This is a genomic window from Phycicoccus duodecadis, assembly GCF_002846495.1.
Classification (GTDB): domain Bacteria; phylum Actinomycetota; class Actinomycetes; order Actinomycetales; family Dermatophilaceae; genus Phycicoccus; species Phycicoccus duodecadis.
The window spans coordinates 2,730,211-2,750,703 of record NZ_PJNE01000001.1 but is presented as its reverse complement, the minus strand read 5'-3'; the positions used below and the strand labels follow the sequence as shown (position 1 = coordinate 2,750,703).

At 74.4% G+C, this 20,493-nt stretch carries 19 protein-coding genes; 11 read left to right on the top strand and 8 right to left on the bottom strand.

Annotated elements, in window-relative coordinates:
* Window positions 1-10: 10 nt before the first annotated feature.
* Complete coding sequence (locus tag ATL31_RS12865) at window positions 11-1,267, bottom strand: MFS transporter (RefSeq protein ID WP_101396115.1); 1,257 nt, start codon at window positions 1,265-1,267, stop codon at window positions 11-13.
* Window positions 1,268-1,529: 262 nt separating this feature from the next.
* Here ATL31_RS12865 and ATL31_RS12860 point away from each other — a divergent pair, with 262 nt between their 5' ends.
* Window positions 1,530-3,050, top strand: coding sequence for an AMP-binding protein (locus ATL31_RS12860; protein ID WP_245862422.1), 1,521 nt, complete (start codon window positions 1,530-1,532; stop codon window positions 3,048-3,050).
* Between the two features lie 334 nt (window positions 3,051-3,384).
* Here ATL31_RS12860 and ATL31_RS12855 read toward each other — a convergent pair whose 3' ends face one another.
* Window positions 3,385-4,365, bottom strand: coding sequence for an NAD(P)H-quinone oxidoreductase (locus ATL31_RS12855; RefSeq protein ID WP_101396113.1), 981 nt, complete (start codon window positions 4,363-4,365; stop codon window positions 3,385-3,387).
* 9 nt (window positions 4,366-4,374) lie between these two features.
* Window positions 4,375-4,938 (bottom strand): molybdenum cofactor guanylyltransferase, encoded by a 564-nt coding sequence (mobA, locus tag ATL31_RS12850; protein ID WP_101396112.1) that lies wholly within the window; start codon window positions 4,936-4,938, stop codon window positions 4,375-4,377.
* 81 nt (window positions 4,939-5,019) lie between these two features.
* Here mobA and ATL31_RS12845 point away from each other — a divergent pair, with 81 nt between their 5' ends.
* Window positions 5,020-5,442: a MerR family transcriptional regulator gene (locus tag ATL31_RS12845; RefSeq protein WP_245862419.1), complete on the top strand. Its 423-nt coding sequence runs from the start codon at window positions 5,020-5,022 to the stop codon at window positions 5,440-5,442.
* Window positions 5,443-5,476: 34 nt separating this feature from the next.
* Complete coding sequence (locus ATL31_RS12840; protein WP_101396110.1) at window positions 5,477-6,472, top strand: aldo/keto reductase; 996 nt, start codon at window positions 5,477-5,479, stop codon at window positions 6,470-6,472.
* Window positions 6,473-6,500: 28 nt separating this feature from the next.
* Here the strand turns inward: ATL31_RS12840 and ATL31_RS12835 are convergent, their stop codons facing one another.
* Genes ATL31_RS12835 through ATL31_RS12825 form a run of 3 tightly spaced genes read right to left on the bottom strand, consistent with a single transcriptional unit; the run spans window position 6,501 to window position 9,645 of the window.
* Entirely contained in the window at window positions 6,501-7,262 is a 762-nt protein-coding gene (locus tag ATL31_RS12835) for an IclR family transcriptional regulator (RefSeq protein ID WP_101396109.1), read from the bottom strand.
* Window positions 7,262-7,930, bottom strand: coding sequence for a response regulator (locus ATL31_RS12830; protein ID WP_101396108.1), 669 nt, complete (start codon window positions 7,928-7,930; stop codon window positions 7,262-7,264). The genes ATL31_RS12835 and ATL31_RS12830 overlap by 1 nt, the downstream gene beginning before the upstream one ends.
* A complete protein-coding gene (locus tag ATL31_RS12825; protein WP_245862415.1) occupies window positions 7,927-9,645 on the bottom strand; it encodes a sensor histidine kinase in 1,719 nt (572 codons plus the stop codon). Before ATL31_RS12825 ends, ATL31_RS12830 begins: the two co-directional genes overlap by 4 nt.
* A gap of 100 nt (window positions 9,646-9,745) precedes the next feature.
* Here ATL31_RS12825 and ATL31_RS12820 point away from each other — a divergent pair, with 100 nt between their 5' ends.
* The 5 genes from ATL31_RS12820 to rraA are packed head-to-tail and all read left to right on the top strand — an operon-like array spanning window position 9,746 to window position 13,778.
* On the top strand, window positions 9,746-10,753 hold the full coding sequence (locus ATL31_RS12820) for a Bug family tripartite tricarboxylate transporter substrate binding protein (RefSeq protein ID WP_101396107.1): 1,008 nt from the start codon (window positions 9,746-9,748) through the stop codon (window positions 10,751-10,753).
* Window position 10,754: 1 nt separating this feature from the next.
* Window positions 10,755-11,303, top strand: a complete 549-nt coding sequence (locus ATL31_RS12815; RefSeq protein WP_101396106.1) for a tripartite tricarboxylate transporter TctB family protein — start codon at window positions 10,755-10,757, stop codon at window positions 11,301-11,303.
* On the top strand, window positions 11,303-12,886 hold the full coding sequence (locus tag ATL31_RS12810; protein ID WP_101396105.1) for a tripartite tricarboxylate transporter permease: 1,584 nt from the start codon (window positions 11,303-11,305) through the stop codon (window positions 12,884-12,886). Before ATL31_RS12815 ends, ATL31_RS12810 begins: the two co-directional genes overlap by 1 nt.
* Window positions 12,883-13,281, top strand: a complete 399-nt coding sequence (locus ATL31_RS12805) for a universal stress protein (RefSeq protein ID WP_101396104.1) — start codon at window positions 12,883-12,885, stop codon at window positions 13,279-13,281. Before ATL31_RS12810 ends, ATL31_RS12805 begins: the two co-directional genes overlap by 4 nt.
* On the top strand, window positions 13,278-13,778 hold the full coding sequence (rraA, locus tag ATL31_RS12800) for a ribonuclease E activity regulator RraA (RefSeq protein ID WP_170062506.1): 501 nt from the start codon (window positions 13,278-13,280) through the stop codon (window positions 13,776-13,778). The genes ATL31_RS12805 and rraA overlap by 4 nt, the downstream gene beginning before the upstream one ends.
* A gap of 128 nt (window positions 13,779-13,906) precedes the next feature.
* On the opposite strand, the gene ATL31_RS12795 is transcribed toward rraA, so the two are convergent.
* Window positions 13,907-14,344 (bottom strand): MarR family winged helix-turn-helix transcriptional regulator, encoded by a 438-nt coding sequence (locus ATL31_RS12795; RefSeq protein ID WP_245862412.1) that lies wholly within the window; start codon window positions 14,342-14,344, stop codon window positions 13,907-13,909.
* A 90-nt stretch (window positions 14,345-14,434) separates the two neighbouring features.
* Here ATL31_RS12795 and ATL31_RS12790 point away from each other — a divergent pair, with 90 nt between their 5' ends.
* Window positions 14,435-16,294, top strand: coding sequence for an ABC transporter ATP-binding protein (locus ATL31_RS12790; protein ID WP_101396102.1), 1,860 nt, complete (start codon window positions 14,435-14,437; stop codon window positions 16,292-16,294).
* 58 nt (window positions 16,295-16,352) lie between these two features.
* Window positions 16,353-17,927, top strand: a complete 1,575-nt coding sequence (gene hutH / locus ATL31_RS12785; protein ID WP_101396101.1) for a histidine ammonia-lyase — start codon at window positions 16,353-16,355, stop codon at window positions 17,925-17,927.
* Between the two features lie 90 nt (window positions 17,928-18,017).
* Here the strand turns inward: hutH and ATL31_RS12780 are convergent, their stop codons facing one another.
* Window positions 18,018-18,677: a class I SAM-dependent methyltransferase gene (locus ATL31_RS12780; protein ID WP_101396100.1), complete on the bottom strand. Its 660-nt coding sequence runs from the start codon at window positions 18,675-18,677 to the stop codon at window positions 18,018-18,020.
* Window positions 18,678-18,832: 155 nt separating this feature from the next.
* Between ATL31_RS12780 and hutU the strand changes: the two genes are divergently transcribed.
* Window positions 18,833-20,488, top strand: a complete 1,656-nt coding sequence (gene hutU, locus ATL31_RS12775) for a urocanate hydratase (RefSeq protein ID WP_101396099.1) — start codon at window positions 18,833-18,835, stop codon at window positions 20,486-20,488.
* Window positions 20,489-20,493: the final 5 nt, after the last annotated feature.

The following is a 20,493-nucleotide window of genomic DNA, read 5'->3' as shown; positions in this document are numbered from 1 at the left end:
CCCGCTCCGGTCAGGCGGGGGCGCCCTCGACGGCACCGGCGTCGTCGCCCGACATCCGGCCGGTTGCCGAGACGCGGCGCAGCAGCGGCTGCGCGGCCAGTGCCAGCAGCGCGGCCAGCGACCCGGCCGCCACCGTCACCGCGAACGCCCCGGGATGGCCGTGTGCGTCCGCCAGCCGACCCGCCACGGCCGACCCCAGGGCGTACCCCACGCCGGTCACCGCCGCGAGCAGGGTCATCGCCGTCCCGACCCGCGAGGCCGGCACCACCCGCTCGCCGAGGACGAACACGCTGATCATGTAGGGCGCGATCACGAAGCCCAGCACCAGGACGACCGCGAACAGCCGCGGGACCGAGTCGGTCACGAGCAGCGGCGTGGTCAGCACGGCGAGCCCCAGCGCCGCCACCAGCACCCGCGACGGGAAGCCGAAGCGCACCGGCAGGCCGGCCACCGCGAGGCCCGCGAGCACCGAGCCCACCCCGAGGGACGCGTGCACCAGCCCGGCGATCCCGGGCTGCCCGGCCGCGGTCGTGAGCACGGTCGTCCCGGTCTGGATGGAGCCGAACAGCACCCCGATGAGCAGCTGCGCGCCCAGGAGCACCCCGAAGGCCGCGGTGAGCAGCCGGCCGGTCGCCGCGGCCGTCGAGCGGTGCGCGTGCGCCAGGGTCGCGGTCGGGTGCAGCGCGAAGGCCGTGCCGAAGGCCAGCAGCAGCACCGCCGCCACCGACACCGCCAGCGCCGGGCTGACCAGCACCACCAGCACCCCGATGAGGGCCGGGCCGAGCACGAACGAGGCTTCGTCGGCCGCGCCCTCGTACGAGAAGGCCGTCTCCATCAGGCGGGGCTGGGCGGCGCCCTGGCCGCGCGTCAGCGGCCGCCAGCGCACCCGGGCCAGCGGCCCGATCTGCGGCATCGCCGCGCCGGCCACCGCGGCCGCGGTGATGACGACGGCCGGCGACCGCCCCGACACGGCGAGGGCCACGAGCGCCAGCAGGGCCGCCCCACCGGCCAGGGACTGCACGAGGACGACGGGCCGCTGCCCGATGCGGTCGGCCAGTGACCCGGCGACCGGGGCACCCACGGCGTTGGCGACGGCCAGGGCACCGGCGGCCCCACCGCCCAGGGCGTACGAGCCGGTGGTGCCGGCGACGAGGAGCAGCGTCCCCATCTGGCTCATCGCGAGCGGCAACCTCCCGACGAAGGCGACGAGGACGTAGCGCGGGCCGGCGAGCGAGAACAGCCGCCGGTAGCTGGCGAGGGGAGACATCGGGTGTGGGCTTCCTGGGTCCTGCGCCCGGGGAGGGCGGAGCGAGCGTGCGCCGAACCCGCCTCCAACGACGCACCAGGACCCTGTGCGCCCCCGATGCTACCGGCTCGCGCCCCCCGCTCAGGCCCCACGACGAGCTCGCCGCCCGCTCGCCGCCGGGATCGTCCCTCCTGCCGAACGGGTGCTGGCGCGCGCGGCCGGGACGACGCAGGATGTCCGGTGCAGGTCCCTTCGACGGAGAGGCAGACCGATGCTGGTCCCGATGACCGTGTCCGACTTCATCGACCGTGCCCGCACGGTCTACGGCGACCGCGTGGGCGTCGTCGACGAGCCCAGCCAGGTGGCCGACCCCCTGCCCGACCTCACCTACGCCGAGGTCGCGGCCCTGGCGAAGCGGCAGGCGGCCCGGCTCGACGAGCTCGGTATCGGGGTGGGCGAGCGGGTCGCGATCGTGTCGCACAACGCGGCCCGGATGCTGGTGGCGTTCTTCGGGGTGTGCGGGTCGGGGCGGGTGCTGGTGCCGGTCAACTTCCGGCTGCGCCCCGACGAGATCCGCTACATCGTCGAGCACTCGGGGTCACGCGTGCTGCTGGTCGACCCCGAGGTCGACGAGGCGCTGGCGTCGGTCGGGGCCGAGCACCGCTTCGTCATCGGTGACGACGACGCGATCTTCGCGGCCGAGGGGGTCGAGCCGCGCGCCTGGGAGCCCGACGAGAACGCGACGGCCACCATCAACTACACCTCGGGCACCACGGCGCGGCCCAAGGGCGTGCAGATCACCCACCGCAACATCTGGACCAACGCGCTCACCTTCGCGTTGCACGCCGGGGTCACCGACCGCGACGTGTACCTGCACACGCTGCCGATGTTCCACGCCAACGGGTGGGGGATGCCGTTCGCCACCACCGGTCTCGGGGTGCCGCAGATCGTGCTGCGCAAGGTCGACGGCGCCGAGATCCTGCGCCGGGTGGAGCGGCACGGGGTGACCTTCATGTGTGCGGCGCCGGCCGTGGTCAACGCGGTGCTCGAGGCGGCCCAGACGTGGGAGGGCGAGATCCCCGGGCGCGACCGGGTGCGCATCATCGTGGCCGGGGCGCCGCCGCCCACGAAGACGGTGGCGCGGGTGGAGGCCGAGCTGGGCTGGGAGTTCATCCAGATCTACGGGCTCACCGAGACCTCGCCGCTGCTGACCATCAACCGCCGCCGCGCCGAGTGGGACGACCTGCCCGCGGATGAGCGCGCCTCGTTGCTGGTGCGAGCGGGGGCCCCCGCCCTCGGGGTGTCGCTCTCGTTGTCGCCCGAGAACGAGGTGCTCGCGCGCTCGAACGTGGTGCTCGAGGGGTACTGGGAGCAGCCCGAGGAGTCGGCACGCGCGCTCGAGGGCGGCTGGTTCCACACCGGCGACGGCGGCACCATCGGCGACGACGGCTACCTGACCATCTCCGACCGCAAGAAGGACGTCATCATCACCGGCGGCGAGAACGTGTCGTCGGTCGAGGTCGAGGACGTCATCTTCAGCCACCCGGCCGTCACCGAGGTGGCGGTGATCGGCGTGCCCGACGAGAAGTGGGGCGAGACGATCAAGGCGCTCGTGGTGGTCGGCGGCGAGGAGCAGGTCACCGAGGCCGAGATCATCGCTTGGTGCAAGGAGCGCGCGGCCGGTTACAAGGCGCCGACGTCGGTGGAGTTCCGCTCCGAGCTGGCCCGCACCGCGACCGGGAAGCTGCAGAAGTTCAAGCTGCGTGCGCCGTACTGGGAAGGGCGGGACCGCCAGGTCAACTGAGTGACGGTGCCGGTGCCGGTGCCGTGCCGGTGCCGTGCCGGTGCCGAGTTCGCCGGGCCCCAGAGGTTGACGGTCGCCGGCGCCCTCTCGGTTGCTCCCGGTGGTGGCCCGCCGCCCCGAACCGCGGTGTGGTGCTGCCTGACTCTCGGTTGCTCCCGGTCGTGAGTCAGACGTGCGTGGGGCGCCGGTCGGGGAGCGCTCCCGCATGGGGAGCATCCGAGAGGTCACGATCCGCCCCTCCCCCGGGGGTCCGCTCCCGGACCGGGAGCATCCGAGAGGACGGCGCGGACACATGTACCGGCCGCGAAGGGCGGACGGCGTCCGCGCCCGCCCGTCAGCCGATGGTGAGCAGGATCTTGCCGATGTGGCCGCTCTCCTCCATCTCGCGGTGCGCGGCGGCCGCCTCGGCGAGCGGGTGGCGCGAGTGGATGATCGGGCGCACCACGCCGTCGGCCACCAGCGGCCACACGTGCTCGCGCACGGCGGCCACGATCGCCGCCTTCTCGTCGCGAGGACGGGCCCGCAGCGACGTCGCGATCACGGCGGCCCGCTTGACCAGCAGGGCGCCGAGGTCGAGCTGCCCCACGCGCCCGCCCTGGAGCCCGATGACGACCAGCCGCCCGTTGGGGGCCAGCACGTCGACGTTGCGCCCCAGGTACTTGGCCCCCATGTTGTCGAGCACCACGTCGGCGCCGCGGCCGCCGGTCGCCGCGCGCACCCGCTCGACGAAGTCCTCGTCGCGGTAGTTGACCAGGATGTCGGCGCCGAGGGCGCGGCAGGCCTCGAGCTTCTCGGCGCTCCCCGCGGTGACCGCGACCGTGGCGCCGACCGCCTTCGCGAGCTGGATGGCCATGGTGCCGATCCCCGACGACCCGCCGTGCACCAGCAGGGTCTCGCCGGGCTGCAGGTTGGCGGTGAGGAAGACGTTGGACCAGACCGTGCAGGCCACCTCAGGCAGCGCGGCGGCGTCGGCGAGCGACACCCCGCTCGGCACCGGCAGCAGCTGCCCCGCGGGCACCCGCACCAGCTCGGCGTACCCACCGCCGGCCAGCAGCGCGCACACCTCGTCGCCGACCGCCCAGCCGTCGACGCCGTCACCGAGCGCCTCGACGGTGCCGCTCACCTCGAGCCCCGGGACCTCGGACTCGCCGGGCGGCGGCGGGTAGTGGCCCTGGCGCTGCATGGTGTCGGCCCGGTTGACGCCCGCGGCCGCGACGCGCACCAGCACCTCGCCCGCCTCTGGTGCCGGTGTCTCGACGTCGGAGAGGACGAGGGCGTCGGGCCCGCCGGGCTCGGGGATCGTGATCGCCTGCATCCCCCGAGGCTATGCCCGCGGGCCGAAGGAATCGAGGTCGGCCCGGGTGTCGACGTCGTGCGCCTCCCGCCCGGGCACCGGCACCTCGACGTGCACCAGCGACAGCAGCGAGCGGGCCGGGACGCCCGCGGTCGGCAGCGCCGCCCGGGCCGCGACCGCCGCGCGCCGGTAGGCCGCCAGCAGGGGGTTGGGGACCCCCTCGTCGTCGACCCCCACGGCCGCCTCCACCTCGGGGCCCGCCGCCGTGAGCACCGCCACCAACCGCTCCAGCGCCGGCGCCGCCTCCGGCATGTCGCCCGCCACGACCGCCACCAGATCGGCCCGCGCCACCGCGACCCCGGCCAGCACCGCCGCCAGCGGGCCACCGCCGGGCGGGTCCTCGCGGGCCCACGTCACGGGGCGGCGGGTCGCCCGCTCCTGACCCACCACCACGACGGGCCACGCGGTGGGCAGGGCGTCGAGCAGGTGGTCGAGCACGGTGGTGCCGCGCAGCGGGGCGGCCAGCTTGTCGGCCCCGAACCGGCTCGACCGGCCTCCGGCGAGGACGACGACGCTGACGGGGGCACTCGGCATCCCCCGACCCTACGGTGGCCGGCGTGCCCCTCGGACGCCCGGCTTGACCTGGAGTGGGCTCCAGGCGCGAGGATGGCGGCCGTGAGCACCGCGACCGCCGTCACCGCACCCCCCGCCGGCCTCTCGATCGCCGAGGCCGCCGAGCGCACCGGTCTGACGACCGACACCCTGCGCTACTACGAGAAGGACGGCCTGCTGCTGCGCGCCGTGGGCCGCTCCAGCAGTGGCCACCGGCGCTACACCGAGGCCGACCTGCGCTGGATCGGGTTGCTGAGCCGGCTGCGCGCCACCGGGATGCCGATCCGCGACGTCCGCCGCTACGCCGACCTCGTCCGCGCCGGCAGTGGCACCGAGGCCGACCGGCTCGAGCTCCTGCGCGCGCACCGTCGGGTCGTCCTCGACCAGCTGGCCGAGGTCACCGAGCACCTCGGGGCGATCGACCAGAAGATCGGCATCTACGAGGACGTCGTGGCCCGTCAGGAGTCGGAGGCCGCCCGGGCTTGACCTGGAGCGCGCTCCAAGGAGTTGGCTGGGGGACATGACGACACAGCACCGCACCCTCGGCACCACCTCCGCCCTCACCGTCTCGGCCCTCGGCCTCGGCTGCATGGGGATGTCGGAGTTCTACGGCACCGGCGACGAGCAGACCGGCATCGACACCATCCGCCGCGCCCTCGACTTCGGCGTCAGCTTCCTCGACACCGCCGACATGTACGGCCCCTTCACCAACGAGCGGCTCGTCGGCAAGGCCATCGCCGGCCGCCGCGACGAGGTGCAGCTGGCCACCAAGTTCGGCAACAAGCGCGGGGAGGACGGCGCGCGCCTCGGCATCGACGGCAGCCCCGAGTACGTCCGCGCCGCGTGCGACGCCAGCCTCCAGCGCCTCGGCGTCGACCACATCGACCTCTACTACCAGCACCGCGTCGACAAGGCCGTCCCCATCGAGGAGACCGTCGGCGCGATGAAGGGGCTCGTCGAGGCCGGCAAGGTGCGCCACCTCGGCCTGTCGGAGGCTTCGGCCGAGACCATCCGCCGGGCCCACGCGGTGCACCCGATCACCGCGCTCCAGACCGAGTACAGCCTCTTCACCCGCGACCTCGAGGACGAGATCCTCCCCACGATCCGCGAGCTCGGCATCGGCCTGGTGCCCTACTCGCCGCTGGGGCGCGGCATCCTGACCGGCGCCATCACCTCGGAGGAGCAGCTCGAGGCCAACGACTCGCGCCGCACGGCGTACTTCCCGCGCTTCCAGGGCGAGGCGCTCGAGACCAACCTCGGCCTGGTCGCCAAGGTGCGCGCCATCGCCGAGGAGAAGGGCTGCACGCCGGGCCAGCTCGCGCTCGCCTGGGTGCTGGCGCAGGGTGACGACGTCGCCCCGATCCCCGGCACCAAGCGGGTCAAGTACCTGGAGGAGAACGTCGGCGCGCTGGAGGTCGAGCTCACGGCCGACGACCTCGCGGCCCTCGACGCCGCCGTCCCGCGCGACGCCGTGGCCGGCCCCCGCTACGGCGACATGTCCTCGATCGACGCCTGACCGGCCGGACGCGAGCGCCGGGGCGCGCTCAGCGCACCCGCCCGACCCGCGCCGCGAGCGCCCCGGCCGTCCGCCCCACGGCGGCGACGAGGCGCTCGCGGCCGGCGTCGTCGACGTCGGCCTGCGGGTAGGTGACGGCCACCGCGGCCACCGGGTAGTCGTTCGCGTCGAGCACGGCGACCGCGACCGAACCCAGGCCCGGCGTGACCAGCCCGTCCTCGACCGCGTACCCGCGCTGGCGCACCGCCTGCAGCCAGGAGCGCAGCTGGGTCGTGGACGCCGGCCCGCGCCCGTCGCGCCGCACCAGGGCGGCCCGGTCGGGGTAGAGCGCCCGCACCTGGGCGGCCGGCAGGGCCGCCAGCATCGCCAGCCCGGTGGCGGTCAGGGGCGCCGGCAGCCGCACCCCCACGTCGGTGACCAGCAGCGGCCGACCCGGCGCCCGGTGCTCGACCACGTAGAGCACGTCGCCCCCGTGCAGCACCGCCAGATGCGCGTTGTGGCCGCAGCCGTCGACGAGCCGGTCCATCAGGCCCCGGGCCATCCGCTCCAGGGGCGCCTGCCGTTGGTACGCCGAGCCGAGCTCGTACGCGGCCAGCCCCAGCCCGTAGCGCCGCTCCTCGGGCAGGTGGCGCACGTAGCCGCGCTCCACGAGCACGGCCAGCAGGTGGTAGACGCTGGAGCGGGGCAGCCCCAGGTCGCGCGCGATGGCCGCGGCCGGCACCGGCTCCCCGCGGCGGGCGATGAGGCCGAGGACGTCGAGGGCGTGCCCGGCCGCGGGGGCGTTGGCCATCAGCCGACCCAGCGGTACTGCCGCTCGGGGCGCCCGGTGCTGCCGTACCGCAGCCGCACGTCGGCCCGACCCATCTGCGCGAAGTGCTCGAGGTAGCGGCGCGCGCTGACCCGCGACATCCCGACGGTCTCGGCGATCTCGGTGGCCGAGACCGGCGCGGAGGCCGCCCCGAGGGCGTCCTCGACCAGCCGCGCCGTCTCGGGGCTGAGCCCCTTGGGCAGCGGCGGTGCGGCGCCCCCGACCCGCAGGAACACCCGGTCGACGTCCTCCTGCCCGGTGACCTCGGCGCGGGCGAGCAGCGAGCGCTGCCCCGCGTAGCGCCGGAGCCGCTCCTCGAGGTCGGGGAACCCGAAGGGCTTGAGCAGGTAGTCGGCCACCCCGAGCCGCACGGCCGCCCGCACCGACTCGCTCTCCTTGGCCGCGGTGATGACGATGGCGTCGCACGGGTGGGGCCCGGTGCGCACCTCGGCCAGCAGGTCGAGCCCGAAACGGTCGGGGAGGTAGAGGTCGAGCAGCAGCAGGTCGGGGCGCAGCCGCTCGACCGCCTCGACCGTCTCCGCCCCCGAGTGTGCGACCCCCACGACCGCGAAGCCGTCCACCTTCTCGACGAACCCCACGTGGATGCGCGCCACCATGAAGTCGTCGTCGACCACGAGCACCCGGATCATCGGGCCATCCCCTCGGCGACGGCCGGCCGGGCCGGCGCGTCGGGGTCGACGAAGGTCGACACCCCGAGGCGCGCCACGAACCGGGTCGTCCCGTCGACGCGGTCGACCTCGATCTCGCCCCCACGCCGGCGGCAGACCAGCCGGGTCAGGGCCAGCCCCACGCCGTGCTCCATCGGGTCGACCCGCTTGGTGGTGACGCCGTGCTCGAACAGGCTGGCGCGCAACGCGTCCGGCACGCCCGGGCCCGAGTCGGTGACGACGATCTCGACCGTGCTCGCGTCCTGGCGCACCCGCACCCGCACGAACGGCGGCGTCAGCGGGCCCCGCGGTGCGTGCTCGAAGGCGTTGTCGACGAGGTTGCCGAGCACCGTGGCGACGTCGGCGGCGTCGTGGGTCTCGAGCCGCTCGAGGCGCGACTCCTCGGTGATGGTCAGGTCGATGCGCCGCTCGTTGGCGGTGGCGGCCTTGGCCATGAGCAGGGCCGCGATGGTGGGGTCCTGCACGAGGGTGTTGACCACGAGGTCGAGCGCGTGGCGGCGTTCGCTGAGGGTGTCGACGTAGCGCACCACCTCGTCGAGCTCGCCGATCTGGATGAGGCCGCTGATGGTGTGCAGCTGGTTGGCGAACTCGTGGGCCTGGGCGCGCAGCACGTGGGCGGTCGAGCGGAACGAGCCGATCTCGCGCTCGAGGTCGGCCAGCGCGGTGCGGTCGCGCAGGGTGGTGACCGTGCCGAGCACGCGGCCGCCGCTGACGACGCGCATGGTGCTCATCACCAGCACCCGCCCGCGCCGGATGACCACCTCGTCGCGCGCGGCGGTGACGTGGTCGGCGGGGTCGGCGGCGCCCCGGGGGTTCTCGCCCACCAGGACCTCGCGCAGCCGGCCCTCGATCCGCAGGTCCGAGACCGACGTGCCGATGGCGTGCTCGGGCAGGTCGAGCAGCTGGCGGGCGACCTCGTTGACCAGGGTGATGCGCTGCTGGGTGTCGAGCGCGATGACGCCCTCGGCGATGCCCCGCAGCATCGCCTCGCGGTGCTCGGCCAGGCCGGCGATCTCGCGCGGCTCCATCCCGCGGGTCTGGCGCTTGATCCGCCGCGACAGCAGCCACGACCCGCCCAGCCCGACGGCCAGCGCGATGCCGAGGTAGGTGAGCAGGTAGGACGAGGTGCCCTGCAGGCGCTCCCACGTGGATGGGGTGACCTCGGCGACCATCACCGTGCCGAGCAGCTGGCCGGCGCGCGAGGGGGTGGCGGGGTCCTTGTCGTCGTCGTCGCCGCCGAGCACCGGCACCTGCGAGGCGAGGTGGTCGCGCCCGTCGAGGGTGATCATCCCTGACCAGCTGCCGCCGGCGGCCACCCGCGGGTCGCCCAGCGGGAGCGGCTGCTCGTCGAGGGAGGGGTCGGTCGAGACACGCACGTCGAGGTCGCGGTCGGCGAACGACACCGAGGAGACGCCGGCCTGGGTCACGACGCTCTGTCCGAGGGTCGCCAGCCCGGTGCGCGTCTCGGGCATCGTCAGGCTCACCCGCACGAGGGGGTTGGCGGCCAGCTGCTCGCCGAGGGCGGCCACCCGGCGCCCCTCGGTGCGCTCGAAGGTGGCCTCCGACTGCGCCAGCGAGACCGCGGCCACGGCGACGAGCACCACCACGATGATCGCCAGCTGGAGCGCGAAGAGCTGCCCTGCGAGGGTCGCCCGACGGCGCCTGAGCGTGACCACTATGTACTCAACCTCCACTGCGGACAGAAGCGCGACAACCCTGGCCCGGCTCCACCACGATCATCGCGTTCCACTCCACCACAGGAAAGGGATCTCGACGATGAGACTCCACCGCATCGCGCTCGGCGCCCTCGTCGCGGCCTCGCTGGCCCTCACCGGCTGCGGCGCCACGAAGGACCAGGGGACCGGCGGTGCCACGGCCTCCGCGGATGCTGCGCCCGCCACCGGCCTGCAGTACATGGTCCCCAACAGCCCCGGAGGCGGGTACGACACCACCGCCCGCACCGCGGCCCAGGTGATGGAGAAGGAGAAGATCACCGGCAGCGTCCAGGTCTTCAACCTGCCCGGCGCCGGCGGCACGGTCGGCCTCCAGCGGGTCGTCAACGAGAAGGGCAACGGCAAGCTCGCCATGCAGATGGGGCTCGGCGTCGTCGGCGCCGCCTACACGCAGAAGTCGAAGGCCAAGCTCAGCGAGACCACCCCCGTCGCCAAGCTCATCGAGGAGGCCGGGGCGATCGTCGTCCCGAAGGACTCCCCGTACCAGGACATCAACGCCCTCGTCGCGGCCTGGAAGGCGAACCCGAAGGGCCTCGCGGTCGGCGGCGGCTCCTCGCCGGGCGGCCCCGACCACCTGCTGCCGATGCAGCTCGCCCAGACCGTGGGCATCGACCCCCAGCAGGTCAGCTACGTCAGCTACGACGGTGGCGGCGAGCTCCTGCCGGCGATCCTCGGCAAGAAGATCGCGTTCGGCGCCAGCGGGTTCGGCGAGTTCCTCGACCAGGTCGAGGCCGGCGACGTCCGCATCCTGGCCGTCACCAGCGCCGAGCGGGTCAGCGCCCTCCCCGACGTGCCGACGCTCAAGGAGAGCGGCATCGACCTCAAGTTCACCAACTGGCGCGGCGTCGTGGCACCCCCCGGCATCTCCGCTGCCGACAAGGCCGTCTGGGTCGACGCCTTCACGAAGATGCACGACTCCCAGGCCTGGAAGGACGAGCTGAAGAAGCGCGGCTGGGTCGACGCCTTCGAGACCGGCGACGAGTTCGGTGCCTTCATCGAGGAGCAGGACAAGAAGGTCGCCGACATCCTGACCACGCTCGGCCTGGCCTGACATGACGACCCAGGCCACGACCGTCCCCGAGGGCAGCACGCCCTCGGGGGCGGGTCCCCTCGGCCGGGTCCGGGACCGCGCGCAGCTCGGGCTGTGCGCGGCCCTGGCCGTGGCCGGGGTCGTCGTCATCGTCGACGCGAGCCGCCTCGGCCCGGTCACGAGCAGCAACGACCCGATCGGCCCGAAGGCGATGCCCTTCCTGGTCGGCGGGCTCCTCCTCCTGGTCTCGGTCCTGTACACCGTCGACGTCCTGCGCGGCGGGGTGGGCGAGGCGGAGGAGGGCGAGGACGTCGAGCTCGGCCAGGCGGCCGACTGGAGGACCGTCGCCATCCTCGCCGGTGCCTTCGTCCTCAACGCGCTGCTCATCGAGCCGCTCGGTTGGGTCATCAGCGGCGCCCTGCTCTTCGCGCTCTCGGCCTTCGCGCTCGGCAACCGGCACCACGTCCGCGGCCTGGCCGTCGGGATCGCGATGAGCCTCGCCACCTTCTACGCCTTCGCCATCGGGCTCGGGGTCAACCTGCCCGCCGGCGTCCTCCAGGGGATCCTCTGATGGACAACCTCAACGCCCTGCTCGGCGGGTTCGCCGACGTCATCACCCCGATGAACCTGCTCATCGCCCTGCTCGGGGTCACGGTCGGGACCGCGGTCGGCGTCCTGCCGGGCATCGGCCCGGCGATGACCGTCGCGCTGCTGCTGCCGGTCACCTACGGGCTGCCCGTCGAGCAGTCGCTCATCCTGTTCGGCGGCATCTTCTACGGCGGGATGTACGGCGGCTCGACGACCTCGATCCTGCTCAACACGCCCGGCGAGTCCTCGTCGGTCGTCACCGCCCTCGAGGGCAACAAGATGGCCAAGTCGGGGCGGGCCGCCCAGGCGCGCGCGACGTCGGCCATCGGCTCGTTCGTCGCCGGCACCATCGCGACCGCGCTCCTGGTGTTCGTGATGCCCGAGGTCGCGTCGTTCGCGGTCACCCTCGGGGCGCCCGAGTTCCTCGCGATCATCCTCGTCGCCTTCGTCGGGACGTCGATGATCCTCGGGTCCTCGCGGGTCCGGGGCTTCGCCGCCCTGCTCGTCGGGCTCGCGCTCGGGCTGGTCGGCACCGACTTCGTCACGGGCCAGCAGCGGCTGACCTTCGGGTCGCCGTTCCTGGCCGACAACATCGACGTCGTCGTCATCGCGGTCGGCATCTTCGCGGTCGGGGAGGCCCTGTGGGTCGCCGCGCACCTGCGCCGCAAGGCGGGGACGGTCATCCCCGTCGGCCGCCCGTGGATGTCGAAGGAGGACTGGGGCCGCTCGTGGAAGCCCTGGCTGCGGGGCACGGCCCTCGGCTTCCCGTTCGGGGCGATCCCGGCGGGCGGGGCCGAGATCCCGACCTTCCTCAGCTACCTCACCGAGCGCAGGCTGACCAAGCATCCCGAGGAGTTCGGCCACGGCGCCATCGAGGGCGTCGCCGGCCCGGAGGCGGCCAACAACGCCTCGGCGGCCGGGACGATGGTGCCGCTGCTCGCACTCGGCCTCCCGACCAACGCGACCGCGGCCATCATCATCGCCGCGATCACGTCCTACGGCATCGAGCCCGGCCCGCTGCTGCTCGTCAAGCAGCCGGACCTGGTGTGGATGCTCATCGCGAGCCTGTTCATCGGCAACGTCCTGCTCCTGGTGCTGAACCTGCCCCTCGCGCCGGCGTGGGCCAAGCTGCTGCGCATCCCGCGGCCCTACCTCTACGCGGGCATCCTCTTCTTCGCGTCGATGGGCGCGTACGCGGTCAACGCGCAGCCGTTCGACCTGTTCCTGCTCCTGGTGCTCGGCGGGATCGGGTTCGCGATGCGGCGGTTCGGGGTCCCGGTCCTGCCGCTCATCGTGGGGGCGATCCTCGGGCCGCTGGTCGAGCGCAAGGCCCGCCAGGCGTTGCAGCTCACCGGCGGCGACGCCTCCGGGCTGGTCGGGGGACCCGTCGCGTGGGTCTGCTACGCGTTCATCGCCGTCGTCCTCCTGTGGCCGCTCTTCGCGCGGCTGCTGCGCCGGGGCTCCGGGGGCGACGACGACCACCGCGGCGGCGGCGACGGCGACCGGCCCTCGCCCGCCGCCGCCGAGGACAGCCGCCCCGTCGCCTCGGAAGGAGCCACCCGATGACCGTGCTCGTGGGCTACGTGCCCAGCCCGCTCGGTGAGGCGGCGCTGGCCGCCGGCGTCGAGGAGGCCCGACGCCGGGGCGAACGGCTGGTGGTGCTCAACATGTCGCGCGACGACGTGCTGGTCGACGCCCGCCGCGCCCCGGCCGACGACCTGGCGCGGGTGCAGCGCGACGTCGCCGACCTGGGGGTCGACGCCGAGGTGGTGCAGGTCGAGGAGGGCGGTGACCCCGCCGCCGCGATCGTGGCCGCCGCCTCCGAGCGGTCGGCGTCGGTCCTGGTCATCGGCCTGCGCCACCGCTCGGCGGTGGGCAAGCTCATCCTCGGGTCGGTCGCGCAGCGGGTGCTGCTCGACGCCCCGTGCCCGGTGCTCGCGGTGAAGGCGGCGGCGCGATGAGCGGGTCGCCGGGCCCGGTCGCGCCGGTGGCGGTCGCGACCGCCGACCTCTACGACGAGCACGGCGACGCGCTCCAGTCGGTGTCCCTGCCGCTGCGCCATTACGGCGGCCGGACGCAGTTCACCGGGGTCGTGAGCACGGTGCACTGCCACCGCGACAACGCCCTGGTCAAGGCGGCGCTGGCCGAGCCCGGGGAGGGGCGGGTGCTGGTCGTCGACGGCGGCGGCTCGCTGGAGTCGGCGCTGTTGGGCGACCTCATCGCCGCCTCGGCCGTCGAGCGCGGCTGGGCGGGGGTCGTCCTCCACGGCGCGGTGCGCGACGTGCTGGCCCTCGGCGCGCTGCCGCTCGGGGTGCTGGCGCTGGGCTCGAACCCGCGCAAGTCGGCCAAGGAGGGCGTGGGGGAACGTGACGTGGCGGTGTCGTTCGGCGGGGTCGAGTTCGTGCCCGGCGCCACCCTCTGGGCCGACGAGGACGGGGTGCTGGTCACCCGCGGCTGAGCCGGCGTGGGTCCGGTGGCCACCCTGATGCCGCCTCCGGCGGGTCGGGGTCGGGTGGGTGCTCACCCCCATCCCGCGCGTTCCCGCCCGTCGACGTCGATCCGCCAGGTGGCCGTCATCACCCCCGGTCAGGCGTCGGCGTCGAGGCGCAGCAGGATCCGGCGCAGCGTCTCGCGCTCACCGGCCGGCAGCCGCGCGAAGTACGCCTCGGCGCCGGCGCGGCGGGCCTCGTCGATGCGGCCGACCAGGGCCCGCGCGTCGTCGGTGAGCTCGACCACCTGGGCCCGGCGGTCGTCGGGGTCGGGGGAGCGCCGGGCCAGGCCGCGGCTCTCGAGGGCGTCGACGACGTCGGTGACCGATCGCGGGGCGACCCGCAGGTGCTGGGCCAGCTCGCCCAGCCGCATCGTGCCCTGGTGCGCCACCACCCGCAGCGCCCGCACGTGGTGGGGCGCGAGGTCGTAGGGCTCGAAGGCCGCCATCCCGCTGCGGCGCAGGTCGCGGGCCACCCGCATCACGAGGTCGCCGAGGTCGAGGTCGGCGGGGGTGTCGTCGCGGTGGGGCAGCACGACGGGAATGCTACCGGGAGCTGGTGCGTTTGCCTCATTGTGAGGTAACCTCATTATATTCTTCCCCTCGACCCACAAGGAGAGGTGCCCATGACAGCGGCCCCGACCACGACCTCCCCCCGTCCGACCACCACCCACGGCGGCGGCGCCCGCGGCGCCATGACCGTCGACCCCCGCGACCGGGCCCGCCTGGCCGAGGCGCCGGTCCCCCTCTCGCGCGTCCTCGCGCTCTTCCGTCCCCACCGCGCCCGCATCGGCGTCGTGGTGGCGATGATCGTCGTCACCAGCGTCGTCGGCCTCGCCCAGCCCTTCCTCGTCCGCGAGGTCGTCGACGTCGCCATCCCGCAGCGCGACGTGCGCCTGCTCCTCCTCGTCGTCGGCGCGATGGTCGCCATCGCCGCCGTCACCCAGCTCCTCGGCGTCGTACAGACCTGGCTCTCGACCCAGGTCGGGCAGCAGGTCATGCACGGTCTGCGCACGCGCGTCTTCGGCCACCTCCAGCGCCAGTCGCTCGGCTTCTTCACCCGCACCCGCGGCGGCGAAATGCAGTCGCGCCTGGTCAACGACGTGGGCGGGATGCAGGGCGTGGTCACCTCCACCGCCACGTCCATCGCATCGAACGTCACCACGGCCGCCGCCACCGCCGCCGCCATGGTGGCCCTCTCGTGGCGCCTGTCGCTGCTCTCCCTGCTGGTCGTCCCGCCGGCGCTGTGGCTGACCCGCCGGGTCGCCCTCCTGCGCCGTGAGGTCACCACCCAGCAGCAGCGCCGCCTGGCCGACCTCAACGCCCAGATCGAGGAGGGCCTCTCGGTCAGCGGCGTCCGCCTCGCCAAGACCCTCGGCACCTCGGCCCGCTCGGCCCAGCGCTTCGCCGAGACCTCCGAGGAGCTCGTAGGTCTCGAGCTGCGCTCTCAGCTGGCCGGCCGCTGGCGGATGGCGACGATGCAGATCGTCTTCGCGGTCATCCCGGCCCTGGTCTACCTGGCCGCGGGCCTGCCGGCCACCTCCGGCAGCATGACCATCGGCACCCTGGTCGCGTTCACCGCGCTGCAGGGCGCGATCTTCCGTCCGCTCATGGGGCTGCTCAACGTCACGGCCCAGTGGGTGGCCTCGATGGCCCTGTTCTCGCGGGTCTTCGAGTACCTCGACCTCGTCCCCGACGTCGCCGCGCCCGAGCACCCGGTGCCGCTCGACCCCACCCGGGTCGCCGGCCACGTGCGGGTCGAGGGTGTCACCGTCCGCTACCCCGGCAGCGACCGCGACGCCGTCGCGGGCGTGACGCTCGACGTGCCGGCCGGCTCCACGCTGGCCATCGTCGGCCCCACCGGCTCGGGCAAGTCGACCGTGGCCGCCCTGCTGGCCCGCCTGCTCGACCCCGGCACCGGGCGGGTGAGCATCGACGGCGTCGACGTGCGCGACCTCGACCTCGACGTGCTGGCCGCGGTGGTCGGCACCGTGTCGCAGGAGAGCTACCTGGTGCACGCCTCGGTGCGCGACAACCTGCTGCTGGCCCGGCCCGAGGCCACCGAGGCCGAGCTCTGGCGGGCGCTGGCCGCGGCCCAGGTCGCCGACCTGGTCGCCTCCCTCCCCGAGGGGCTCGAGACCGTGGTGGGGGCCCGGGGCCACCGGTTCAGCGGCGGCGAGCAGCAACGGCTGGCGGTGGCGCGCACCATCCTGCGCGACCCGCCGATGCTGGTCCTCGATGAGGCGACCTCGGCCCTCGACACCGCCACCGAGCGGGCCCTCCAGGGGGCTCTCGACGAGCTGGCCCGCGGCCGCACCACGGTCACCGTCGCCCACCGGCTCTCGACCGTGCGCCGGGCGGACCGGATCGCCGTCCTGCATGAGGGGCGCCTGGTCGAGGCCGGCACCCACGACGAGCTGCTCGCGCTCGGGGGGCGCTATGCCGGCCTCGTCGCCGCCGCCGAGGACGTGCCGTCTCGGGTGTGAGACAGGATGCGCTTCGCGGCCTCCGCCGCGGCCCGCGCCGCGCCCTCCAATGGGAGGCATGAGCCCCACCCCCGCCGTCGTCCCCGCACCGCCCGCGCCCGTCGTGGTCGGCGCCGGCCCGCTCACCGTCGACGACGTGGTGGCCGTCGCCCGCCACGGCGCCCGCGTCTCTCTCGACCCCGCCGCGGTGGCCGAGGTGCGCCGCACCCGCGAGATCGTCCGCGGCCTGGCCGGCGACACCCGCCCGCACTACGGCGTCTCGACCGGGTTCGGGGCGCTGGCCACCCGGCACATCCCCGTCGACCTGCGGCACCGGCTGCAGCGCTCGCTGATCCGCTCGCACGCGGCCGGCTCGGGCCCCGAGGTCGAGCGCGAGGTGGTGCGGGCCCTGATGCTGCTGCGGGTCGCCACGCTCGCCACCGGGCGCACCGGCATCCGCGAGGAGACGCTGCGCGCCTACGCCGGGATGCTCGATGCCGGCATCACGCCGGTGGTGCACGAGTACGGCTCGCTCGGCTGCTCGGGTGACCTCGCGCCGCTGTCGCACTGCGCGCTGGCCCTGATGGGGGAGGGCGACGTGCACGACGCCGCCGGCGAGCGGATGCCGGCCGCCGCCGCGCTCGCTGCCGCCGGGCTGACCCCCGTCGAGCTCGAGGAGAAGGAGGGGCTGGCGCTGGTCAACGGCACCGACGGGATGCTCGGGATGCTGTGCCTCGCGCTGCACGACCTGCGCGGCCTGCTCGTGGTGGCCGACGTGGCGGCGGCGATGTCGGTCGAGGGGCTGCTCGGCACGGACGACGTGTTCGCCGCGGACCTGCAGGCCCTGCGGCCGCAGCCGGGCCAGGCGACCTCGGCCCACAACATCCGAAAAGTGATGGCCGACAGCCCGATCCGCGCGTCACACCGCACCGAGGAGTGCACCCGCGTGCAGGACGCGTACTCGCTGCGGTGCGCGCCCGTCGTCGCCGGCGCGGCCCGCGACACCGTCGACCACGCCGCCCGGGTCGCCGGCTGGGAGCTCGCGTCGGCCGTCGACAACCCGGTCGTGACGCTGGACGGCCGGGTGGAGAGCAACGGCAACTTCCACGGGGCGCCGGTCGCCTACGTGCTCGACTTCCTGGCGATCGTGGCGGCCGACGTCGCGTCGATGAGCGAGCGCCGCACCGACCGCTTCCTCGACGTCTCGCGCAGCAACGGGCTGCCGCCGTTCCTCGCCGACGACCCCGGCGTCGACAGCGGCCACATGATCGCCCAGTACACCCAGGCCGCCATCGTCTCGGAGCTGAAGCGCCTGGCCGCGCCGGCCTCGGTGGACTCCATCCCCAGCAGCGCCATGCAGGAGGACCACGTCTCGATGGGCTGGTCGGCCGCCCGCAAGCTGCGCCGCTCGGTCGACGGGCTCTCGCGGGTGCTGGCCGTCGAGGTGCTGACCGCCGCCCGCGGCCTCCAGCTGCGCGCGCCACTGACCCCGGCGCCGGCCACTGCCGCGGTGGTCGCGGCCCTGGTCGAGGCGGGTGCCTCACAGCCGGGGCCGGACCGGTTCCTCGCGCCCGAGATCGAGGTCGCCCACCGGCTCGTCACCGACGGCACGGTGCGGCGCGTCGTCGAGGCGGTCACCGGCCCCCTGGCCTGAGCCCCCCGCCCCCCTGCTTCCCCGAACGTGTGTGAAGAACGTCGACATGCCGACGCTCTTCACACACGTTCGGGGAAGCAGGGGTGGAGGTCAGGGCTTCCGGAGGGCCCGCACCACGAGGTCGTCGTGGTGGTGCGCCCCGGAGCCGCCGCGCACCGACCGGTGGCGTGACTCCGGGCCCGAGACGGTCCAGCCCTCGCGTCCACGCAGCGCCTCGGCCATCTGGGGCGGCGAGAGCAGCAGGTCGGGGTCGAAGCCGCGCTCGAGCGCCCGCTGCCGGTCGACCTCGGCGTGGTGGACGAAGACCACCGTGCCGCCGGGCGCCACCAGCGACGCCAGCCGCTCGGCCGGCGCCTCCTCGAGGGCGAGCGTCGGGTAGAACACCGACACCAGGTCGAAGCCGCCCTCCGGCAGGTCGAGCCCGGCGAGGCCGCCGTGGCGCCAGTCGACCTCGACCCCCGCCGCGTCGGCGGCCGACCGGGCCCGCTCCAGCGCCACCCCCGACGGGTCGAGCGCCGTCACCCGCCAGCCCTGCTGCGCCAGCCACACGGCATCGGCCCCCTCGCCGCAGCCGACGTCGAGCGCGCGGCCGGGCGCCATCCCCGCGACCTCCAGGGTGAGGGCGTGGTTCGGGTCGCCGCTCCACACGCGGTCGAGCTCGGAGTAGCGCGCGTCCCACACGCTCTCGTCGTCGCGCAGGGGGATGCCGTGCTCGTGCCGGTGGCCGTCGGGGGCGTCGTGCGTCGTCATGCGAGAAGTCTGCTCCGCGGGGCCCGCGTGCGCGGCATCGCGGTGCCGATCCGGCACAGCCCCGCGTCTCGCATCCCAGACGCAGACGCCCGCCCGGCCCTTCACCGCGGCCCGTGCCGCCAGGACAGTGGAGGCACCAGACGAAGGAGACCGACATGGAGGGCGCCCGCCCCGTGCGCAGCCCCCGCGGCACCACCCTGACCGCCCGCCAGTGGTCGACCGAGGCGCCGTTGCGGATGCTGATGAACAACCTCGACCCCGAGGTCGCCGAGCGCCCCGACGACCTCGTGGTCTACGGGGGCACCGGCCGGGCGGCACGCGACTGGCGCTCGTTCGACGCCATGGTGCGCACCCTCACCACGCTCAGGGCCGACGAGACGATGCTCGTGCAGAGCGGGCGCCCGGTCGGGGTCATGCAGACCCACGAGTGGGCGCCGCGCGTGCTCATCGCCAACTCCAACCTCGTGGGCGACTGGGCCACCTGGCCCGAGTTCCGCCGGCTCGAGCACCTCGGCCTGACGATGTACGGCCAGATGACGGCCGGCTCGTGGATCTACATCGGCACCCAGGGCATCGTCCAGGGCACCTACGAGACCTTCGCCGCCGTCGCCGAGAAGCGCTTCGGCGGCACCCTCGCCGGCACCCTGACGCTCACCGCCGGCTGCGGCGGGATGGGTGGGGCCCAGCCGCTGGCCGTGACGATGAACGGCGGTGTGTGCCTCGTCGTCGACGTCGACCCGGCGCGGCTGCATCGAAGGGTCGAGCACCGCTACCTCGACGAGGTCGCCGACAGCCTGGACGCGGCCGTCGAGATCGCCCTGCGCGCCAAGGCCGAGCGCCGGGCCTGGTCCATCGGCGTCGTCGGCAACGCGGCCGAGGTCTTCCCCGAGCTGCTGCGCCGGGGGGTGCCGGTCGACGTCGTCACCGACCAGACCAGCGCCCACGACCCGCTCTCGTACCTGCCCGAGGGGATCGCGCTCGAGGACTGGGCCGAGTACGCCGAGAAGAAGCCGGAGGAGTTCACCGACCGGGCCCGGGCCTCGATGGCCAGGCACGTGCAGGCGATGGTCGAGTTCCAGGACGCCGGCGCCGAGGTCTTCGACTACGGCAACAGCATCCGCGACGAGGCGCGCCAGGGCGGCTACGAGCGGGCGTTCGAGTTCCCCGGGTTCGTGCCGGCCTACATCCGCCCGCTGTTCTGTGAGGGCAAGGGCCCGTTCCGCTGGGTGGCGCTGTCCGGAGACCCGAAGGACATCGCCGCCACCGACCGCGCGGTGCTCGACCTCTTCCCCGACGACGCGAAGCTGCACCACTGGATCCGCGGGGCCCAGGACCGCATCGCGTTCCAGGGGCTGCCGGCGCGGATCTGCTGGCTGGGCCAGGGCGAGCGCGACCGGGCCGGTGCGGCCTTCAACGACCTGGTCCGCCGCGGCGAGGTCAGCGCCCCCATCGTCATCGGGCGCGACCACCTCGACACCGGCTCGGTCGCCAGCCCGTACCGCGAGACCGAGTCGATGCTCGACGGGTCCGACGCCATCGCCGACTGGCCGCTGCTCAACGCCCTGGTCAACACCGCCTCGGGCGCGAGCTGGGTCTCGATCCACCACGGCGGGGGCGTCGGCATCGGCCGCTCGCTGCACGCCGGGCAGGTCTCGCTCGCCGACGGCACCGACCTGGCCGCGCAGAAGCTGCACCGGGTGCTCACCAACGACCCGGCGATGGGCGTCATCCGGCACGTCGACGCGGGCTACGACATCGCCGAGCGCACCGCGGCCGAGCAGGGCGTGCGCATCCCGATGCGCGAGTCGTGACCTCG